The 6,620-nt window shown below is 71.2% G+C and carries 8 protein-coding genes; 7 read left to right on the top strand and 1 reads right to left on the bottom strand.

The genetic code is table 11. The features are described from left to right. A partial coding sequence (locus tag ACWGE1_RS39200; protein ID WP_453425250.1) for a DUF2267 domain-containing protein occupies positions 1 to 270 on the top strand: 270 nt, incomplete at its 5' end. Between the two features lie 709 nt (positions 271 to 979). Here ACWGE1_RS39200 and ACWGE1_RS39195 read toward each other — a convergent pair. Continuing rightward, positions 980 to 1,375: a DUF302 domain-containing protein gene (locus tag ACWGE1_RS39195; protein WP_453425249.1), complete on the bottom strand. Its 396-nt coding sequence runs from the start codon at positions 1,373 to 1,375 to the stop codon at positions 980 to 982. A gap of 157 nt (positions 1,376 to 1,532) precedes the next feature. Here ACWGE1_RS39195 and ACWGE1_RS39190 point away from each other — a divergent pair, with 157 nt between their 5' ends. The 6 genes from ACWGE1_RS39190 to ACWGE1_RS39165 form a co-directional block, all read left to right on the top strand. Continuing rightward, the gene (locus ACWGE1_RS39190) at positions 1,533 to 2,894 is read left to right on the top strand and encodes an MBL fold metallo-hydrolase (RefSeq protein WP_453425248.1); all 1,362 of its coding nucleotides are present in this window, start codon (positions 1,533 to 1,535) and stop codon (positions 2,892 to 2,894) included. Positions 2,895 to 2,936: 42 nt separating this feature from the next. Continuing rightward, complete coding sequence (locus ACWGE1_RS39185; RefSeq protein ID WP_453425247.1) at positions 2,937 to 3,299, top strand: rhodanese-like domain-containing protein; 363 nt, start codon at positions 2,937 to 2,939, stop codon at positions 3,297 to 3,299. Then, positions 3,296 to 4,042 carry a sulfite exporter TauE/SafE family protein gene (locus ACWGE1_RS39180; protein ID WP_453425246.1) on the top strand — a complete coding sequence of 249 codons (747 nt, stop codon included), beginning with the start codon at positions 3,296 to 3,298 and terminating at the stop codon, positions 4,040 to 4,042. Before ACWGE1_RS39185 ends, ACWGE1_RS39180 begins: the two co-directional genes overlap by 4 nt. A 96-nt stretch (positions 4,043 to 4,138) precedes the next feature. Then, positions 4,139 to 4,711 carry a rhodanese-like domain-containing protein gene (locus tag ACWGE1_RS39175; protein WP_280913760.1) on the top strand — a complete coding sequence of 191 codons (573 nt, stop codon included), beginning with the start codon at positions 4,139 to 4,141 and terminating at the stop codon, positions 4,709 to 4,711. 64 nt (positions 4,712 to 4,775) lie between these two features. Beyond that, positions 4,776 to 5,042 carry a metal-sensitive transcriptional regulator gene (locus ACWGE1_RS39170; protein ID WP_280913761.1) on the top strand — a complete coding sequence of 89 codons (267 nt, stop codon included), beginning with the start codon at positions 4,776 to 4,778 and terminating at the stop codon, positions 5,040 to 5,042. Between the two features lie 870 nt (positions 5,043 to 5,912). After that, positions 5,913 to 6,620: PAS domain-containing protein (locus ACWGE1_RS39165; protein WP_453425245.1), on the top strand; the 708-nt coding region annotated here is incomplete at its 3' end.

Below are 6,620 nucleotides of genomic sequence, written 5' to 3'. Positions count from 1 at the left end.
GCCCAGGCCTTGCCCGTCGAAGCCGCCCTGGCCCTGACCGCCCAGATCCCCGCCACCGAACGGCTCACCGGCTGGAGCTTCATCAAGGACATGGCAGCCCGCACCGACACCAGCCCGGCCATCGCCCGCTGGGACACCGGTGCCGTCCTCGCCGTCGTCACCCGCCTCACCGAGCCCGACCTCCTCGCCCGCATCCTCCACCAACTCCCCACCGGCTACGCACTCCTCTTCGGCCAGACGGAACTGCGCCAGCCGCAGCCCGCAGCGTGATGCGGTAGTTGCGGGAAGGCTCGGGACTGCACCCCGGGTCGGCTCTCAAGGCCGCAGGTGCCGCAAGGTGAACTCCGGCGTTGCGTAGGGGCCGTCCTGCGGAGTCCCGTGCGGTGCGGTGGTGTCGGCGCCCGGGATGTGTCCGGCGTGGGTTCCGGCGTCGTCGACGGGGATGTGGTCCAACTCCGCTTCCGTCGGCAGCTGCCAGAAGCGGCGAGCATCGGCAGAGACGGCGTACGCCGCGGCGAACCGCGTGGAAGCCGGCGCCGTGAGCGCGGCTTTGACGTAGCCGAAGGTGTCGCGTGGACTCAGCCGCCTCGCCAGGTGGCGGGGCTCGGTGGGTGCCTGCTCGCAACTGCCGATGCGCAGGCAGATGACGGACAGCCCGAACTGGCCCGGTGAGGCACTGCGTCGGGTGTAAGCCGGTCACGCGGTTGCTGCTGGCCAGGACCACTCGCCCGATTCCCGTTCGCCGCCTCCAAGTGCAGCGGCACGCGGTCGAGAAGGCGCACCCTGGCCGCCTCGCGCCGCAGGGCTTGCCGCACCGCTGAGCCGATGTTCCCTGCCGCACCGGTGACGGCCACCGCTCCCAGAACCGTCGCGACTTCCCCTCAACAGCTCGAAACCCTGTGCCCCCCAAGCCGTGATCCTCCCACCGGAGGGTCCTGCGCGGCAGCGTTACTCCGGCGGCTCACCGACCTCGTGTGGGTCAGCCGACGGATTCGAGGGCGTTCAGGGCGGCGTCGAGGCGGTGGGTGGCCTCGTCGGCGATGTCCTGGAGGGCGGGCAGGCCCGTCAGGGTGACCATGACGCCGGGGTCCAGTGCCTGGACGGCGGTGCGGTCGCCGTCGGCACGGACGACGACGTTGCAGGGCAGGAGCAGGCCGATGGCGCGGTCGGCGTCCAGAGCCTGACGGGCGAGGGGCGGGTTGCAGGCTCCGAGGATCAGGTAGTCCTCCATGTCGTGGCCGAGCTTGGCCTTCAGGGTGGCGGTGACGTCGATCTCGGTGAGGATGCCGAAACCCTGCGCGGCCAGGGCGTCGCGGACGGCGGCGACGGTGGTGGCGAAGTCGGTGCTGCAGTGGACGGTCCGGTCGTAGCGCATGGCGTCATCCCTTTCGCTGGGTGCGTGGACGGGAGGGGGCCGGGCAGGCGCCCCGTGCGGACGGGTTCTCCCTGGCGTAAAAATACCCCCGGGGGTACCCGTGCTAGGCTCGAAATATACCCCAGGGGGTAATTGCCCAGCCGAACGGAGCAACCACGTGTTCTTCATCGACACCATCGAGACCGAGAGCCTCGGAAACCGCAGCTACCTGGCGGGAGGCGCGCGCACCGCAGTGGCCGTCGACCCGCCCCGCGACATCGACCGGGTCCTGGCAGCGGCCGCCGCGCGGGGAGTGCGGATCTCCCACGTGGTGGAGACCCATGTCCACAACGACTACGTCACCGGTGGCCTGGACCTGGCTCGCCTGACCGGCGCCGTCTACCTGGTGCCCGTCGCCGCCCGTGTCTCCTTCGCCCGCACGCCCGTCGCCGACGGCGACACGGTGAGCGTGGACGAGGACATCGCACTGCGGGCGCTGGCCACCCCCGGCCACACTCCGCACCACACCTCCTACGTCCTGGAAGACCGAGGGGCGGTGGCGGCGGTCTTCACCGGCGGTTCGCTGCTGATCGGCTCGGTGGGCCGCCCGGACCTGGTGGAACCCCGGCTGACCGAAGAGCTGGCCCGGGACCAGCACGCCTCCGCCCACCGCCTGGCCGCCGAGCTCCCCGACGAGACGCCCGTACTGCCCACCCACGGCTTCGGCAGCTTCTGCTCCTCCTCCCAGTCCGAGGGCGACGCCACCACCATCGGCAAGGAGAAGTCCGCCAACGACGCCCTCGTCAAGGACGTCGACTCGTTCGTCGCCGCCCTGCTGGCCGGCCTGGACGACGTACCCGCCTACTACGCCCACATGGGTCCGGCCAACGCCGCCGGCCCCCGGCCGGTGGACCTGAGCGCACCGGCCCTGACCGACGCGGCGGGCATCGCGGAGCGTCTGGCCGCCGGGGAGTGGGTGGTGGACCTGCGCAACCGGGTCGCCTTCGCCGAAGGGCACGTCGCGGGATCGTTCAACTTCGAGGCGGAGGGGAAGATCGCCACCTACCTCGCGTGGATGATCCCCTGGGGCAAGCCCGTCACCCTCCTCGCCGAATCACCCGCCCAGCTCGCCGCCGCCCAGCGCGAACTGGTCCGCGTCGGCATCGACCGCCCGGCCGCGGCCGCCACCGGCACCCCCGGCGACTGGATACCCGCCGGCCACACCCCGCGTTCCTTCCCCCGTGCCACCTTCGCCGGCCTCGCCGCCCAGGAGTCCGGCCCGGACGTGGTCCTGGACGTACGCCGCGACTCCGAACGCGCCCAGGGCTGGATCGAAGGCTCCGTTCACATCCCCGTCCACCACCTGCACCAGCGCCTGGCCGACGTCCCCGCCGGGACGGTGTGGGTGCACTGCGCGGGCGGAATGCGCGCGGCCATCGCGGCCTCCCTGCTGGATGCCGCAGGCCGCGACGTCGTCGCCGTCGACGACTCCTTCGACGCCGCCCTGGAGGCAGGCCTCCCGCTGACGGCCGGCAGCTGAACCACCACCTCTCCCCGACCCCGAGAACCGGAAGGAAGCCGGATGTTCCTCTTTCGACGCGGCACCGCCCGCCTCACCCCGATCCAGGCCCACCAGCGCACCACCACCGGCGGCGCCGTCGTACTCCTCGACGTGCGCGAGCAGGCCGAGTGGAACACCGGACACGCCCCCGACGCCGTGCACGCCCCGCTCTCCCGCCTCGCGGCCGGCACCGCCCTGCCCGCTGCCGCCGAAGGGCGGCCCCTGGTAGTGGTCTGCCGCTCCGGGCACCGTTCGCAACAGGCCGCCAAGCTGCTGACCGGACGCGGCATCGAGGCCGTCGACGTCAAGGGCGGCATGAACGCCTGGGCAGCGGCCGGACTACCGGTCGTCGACGCGCGCGGAAGCAGCGGCCGGATAACGTGAGCACGCTCGTACTCGCCCTCGCCGCCGGAGCCGTCATCGGACTGGCCCTCGGGGCGCTTGGGGGAGGCGGCAGCGTCCTGGCCGTGCCCGCCCTGATCTACCTCCTCGACTTCACTCCGGCCGCCGCCACCACCGCGTCCCTCATCATCGTCACAGCCACCTCCGCCACCGCCCTCTACGCCCACGCGACCTCCGGCAACGTCCGGTGGAAGACCGGCGCCTTCTTCGCGGCGGCAGGGATCCTGCCCGCCGTCGCCGCTGCCACCCTCGCCGCCCGCCTGCCCGAGGCGGTGCTGACCGCGGCGTTCGCCGCCATAGCGGCCCTCGCCGCACTCGCCATGTTCAGAACCCCTCCCACCGACCGGCAGCCCCAGCCCATCCGGCCCGCGCGGGCCGCCGGAGCGGGCGCCGGACTCGGCACGATCACCGGCTTCCTAGGCGTCGGCGGGGGCTTCCTCGCCGTCCCCGCCCTCGTGGGCGCCCTGGGCCTGCGCATGCGCGTGGCGGTCGGCACCAGTCTCCTGGTCATCACCGTCAACTCCCTCGCCGCACTCGCCGCCCGCGCCGGCACCCACACCCCCCTGCACTGGGCGGTCATCGCCCCCTTCACCGGCGCAGCGATCCTCGGAGCCTGGGACGGCAAGCGACTCGCCGCCAGGATCTCCGGAACCACACTCCAGCGGACCTTCGCGGCCGTACTCCTGGCTGTCGCCGCCTTCATGCTCGCCGACGTCATCCGCTGACCCGGCAACACGCCCCCTCCCCGGCCGCCATCACCGACACCCTCAGGGGTATTCGGCAGAACGGGCCGGCACCCCCACATGGATGGAACCCGTACCATGGCCCACCCCCGCACCCTCGACGCCCACCAGGCCAGCAGCCGCCTGCACGAACTGATCGTCTTGGACGTCCGCACCCCCGGCGAATACGCCACCGGCCACCTCCCGGGCGCCCTCAACATCCCCCTCGACCATCTCACCCGCGCCCTGCCCGACATTCGCGCGGCCGCCGCCCGCGGCGACATCCTCGTCGTCTGCGCCTCCGGCGCCCGCTCCGAGAACGCCTGCAACACCCTTGCCGACAACGGCATCACCACCGCCACGCTCACCGGAGGCACCGGAGCGTGGGCCGCAGGAGGCCACACCCTCCACCACCCCCAGGGGGCCACCCGCACCACCTGGAGCATGGAACGCCAGGTCCGTCTCAGCGCCGGCGCCGTCGTCCTGACCGGCCTCGCGCTGGGCCGCCTGCGCCCCGCCTTCCGCCTCGCCTCCGCGGGCGTCGCGGGCGGCCTGGTCTTCTCCTCCCTCACCAACACCTGCGGCATGGCCGCCCTCCTGGCCAAGCTCCCTCACAACCGCCCCCGCCAGGGCGACCTGGAGGCAACCCTCGCCGCCCTGCGCAACCGCTGACCTCAGGGGGAAGATACCCCCTGGGGTACCATGGGGTGAGAATGCAACAGCCCAGGAGGCACCGGTGAAGGTCGACGACGACGCAGTCAACGCAGTCCTCAACCGACTGCGCCGCGCCCAAGGCCAGCTGGCCGGCGTCATCGCCATGATCGAAGCCGGCCGCGACTGCAAGGACGTCGTCACCCAGCTCGCGGCGGTCTCCAAGGCCTTGGACCGCGCCGGCTTCAAGATCGTGGCCAGCGGCATGCGCCAGTGCATGACCGACGCCGGCGAGAACCAGGCCCCCATGACCGAGGAAGAACTCGAAAAGCTCTTCCTCGCCCTCGCCTGACCCGCCCCCGCACCGGAACGGCATCCTCACGATGGCCGACGTGGCACCACGGAATGGAACCAGCCGTGCCGCAACGTGCCAGTAGGTACGGTCAACAGTGCTCGACGGGGGATCCGTAGAAGTAGCCGAAACGTCGGGCCAGGCCACTGTACCCGCAGGTCAGGCGCTATGCGGGTACAGCAAGTGCCGAGTGGTTCCCAAGCTCACAGCCGGGGTTCGATTCCCGTCATCCGCTCTTGAATGAAGGCCCAAGTCGCAGACCTGGGCCTTCATGGTTTGACCTTCGCTCTCTGTCCCGGACCCGATGAGGACGGTCCGGGACAAAGGGCCCGTGTCGCGTCACCCGCCGCGGCGGACCCGCGCCCGCCCACGGAGCAGCACGCCGTCGCCTCCTGCTGATCGGCGGGGCCGTAGAAGTCGGACCCGAGACAACTTCCTCAACGTCCAGGCGACGCTCCGGTCGCTCGACACACGAGGCGGGCTGTCCGCGCCTGGCAGCGGCGCGTGGTTCTAGGCTTACTGTCGTAGGTCCGCGCCCTCAGCGATTTCGACCTCTTCCCGATGACATGCTGTGTGGTGGCGACGTACGCTGTGTCACCATCCCCTCCCTCCGGTACTCGTCCACCTTTTCGATCTCTCGGGGTTTTGCGGATCCCTGCGCCACGCTCGTTCCCGTGGGCTTCCGGTTGTCAGCGGCGCTACGGTCCCCCCGTGTCTTTGCCAGGGCGGGCGACATGCGAGCGTGGGGTGCCAAGTTCTTCGCTGGGATGCCTTGGACCGTGGGCACCAGGTTCGGGGAGCAGCATGGAGGAAGAGCCCTCAACCGGCGCACGCCCCTGGCGGGCTCCGCTGAGGAGGGAGCCTTTCAGGATGGGTACACAAGAGCCGCTCCCCGGACAGGAGCGGGGCGGCCCGGCGGGGCTGTCACCGCCGGGTGGGCTGCTCGATCTGCTCAGTGTGGCCGCGATCGTGCTGGATACACGTGGGCGGATCGTGTTCTGGAGCCCGCAGGCCGATGAGGTGTTCGGGTACACCGCCGAGGAGGCCCTGGGCCAGTACGCGGCGCACCTGCTGGTCCACGAGGAGCACCAGGACCTCGTGGTCAAGTTGTTCGCCGAAGTGATGGGGACCGGCGCGAGCTGGGCCGGCGCGTTCCCGATCCGTTACAAGGACGGCAGCACGCGCCTGGTGGAGTTCCGCAATATGCGGCTGCTGGACGACCTCGGCGACACCTACGCCCTGGGTGTCGCCGCCGACCAGACCACGCTGCAACGGCTCGAGACCGACCTGGCTCTCTCCCAGCGCCTGGTGGCGCAGGCACCCATCGGCATCGCCCTCATGGACACCGATCTGCGATACCTGCTGGTGAACCCGGCTTTGGAGCGCATCAACGGCATCCCCGCCGCCGACCACATCGGCAAGCACCCCCGCGACATCCTGAGCCTTCTCGACGTGGAGACGATTGAGTCCGCTCTGCGCCAGGTGCTGATCACCGGCACACCGGTGATCGACCAGTACACCGTCGGCCGCACGCCGGCCGACCCGGACCACGACCACGCCTGGTCGGTGTCCTACTTC

Source organism: Streptomyces sp. NPDC054932 (genome assembly GCF_053610205.1).
Note: the sequence above shows the minus strand (reverse complement) of the source record. Positions and strands in the feature narration are given on the sequence as shown.